Origin of the sequence: Riemerella anatipestifer (genome assembly GCF_009932355.1) — a bacterium.
In the GTDB taxonomy this organism is placed as follows: domain Bacteria; phylum Bacteroidota; class Bacteroidia; order Flavobacteriales; family Weeksellaceae; genus Riemerella; species Riemerella anatipestifer_E.
On the sequence record NZ_LEKU01000029.1, the window covers coordinates 1 to 981 of the forward strand.

The 981-nt window shown below is 30.0% G+C and carries 1 protein-coding gene; it reads left to right on the forward strand.

Features of this window, described 5'->3' with window-relative positions; all coding sequences use genetic code 11:
- Positions 1–88: 88 nt before the first annotated feature.
- The gene (locus GXW81_RS10010) at positions 89–967 is read left to right on the forward strand and encodes an IS982-like element ISRa1 family transposase (protein ID WP_127919822.1); all 879 of its coding nucleotides are present in this window, start codon (positions 89–91) and stop codon (positions 965–967) included.
- The last annotated feature ends 14 nt before the right edge of the window (positions 968–981 follow it).

The following is a 981-nucleotide window of genomic DNA, read 5'->3' on the forward strand; positions in this document are numbered from 1 at the left end:
AACCCGTTGTGCATTATGAAATGAAAAAAACAAGAGTTGTTTATTAGACTGAAAATCAGTATATTGTTTTTGCTATAAAACGATATAAATGAACAACATAGAGCAAATATATGAAAGAATTTTGGAAGTTTTAGGACTTTTTTCAGAAAATCAACTGATTAGTTATCAGAGAAGAACACCTAAAATGAGCGATTTAGAAGTCATAAGTCTTAATATTACTGCTGAATACTTGAGTATTGATAGCGAATTACAGTTATTTAGAAAATTGCCAAACTCTCTGATAAACAAAATTGAAAGAAGTGTTTACAATAAGCGAAAACGAAGACTATCCCTACAAACAGAGCAAATTAGACAGCGTATTTCGATGGAGTTCAATGAGTTTGAAGATATTTTTATCGTTGATAGCATGCCAATGAAAGTTTGTGAAAACGCTCGTTCTACTCGTTCAAAAATTTGTAAAGAGCAATCCTATTCTTCACCAACATATGGTTATTGTGCTTCACAGAAATTATATTTCTATGGCTATAAACTACACGCAGTATGTTCTTTAAATGGTGTGATTAAGAATTTTGATATAAGCCCTGCATCCGTTCACGACATCCACTATTTAAAAGATATTGGTGAGCAAATGCGAAACTGTACTTTAATTGGAGATAGAGGCTATTTATCAGCAAAAGTTCAAATAGATTTATTTAACTATGCTAATATTAAATTAGATACACCAATGAGAAGTAATCAGAAAGATTATATTCCTCAATTTTCATTGTACAAGAAAAAGCGAAAACGAATTGAGACATTTTTCTCTCAACTTTGCGACCAATTTATGATTAAAAGAAACTATGCTAAAACTTTTGAAGGCTTTAAAACAAGGATAATCAGTAAAATAACCGCCGCAACGGTTATTCAATATATCAATAAATTTATCTTCCAAAGAAAATTAAATCATCTAAAAATCAGTATTATTTAAAATGCACAACGAGT

Bases quoted from the DNA above. Each gene is read 5' to 3' on its own strand.
- GXW81_RS10010 (WP_127919822.1), top strand. From the start codon at position 89: ATGAACAACATAGAGCAAATATATGAAAGAATTTTGGAAGTTTTAGGA.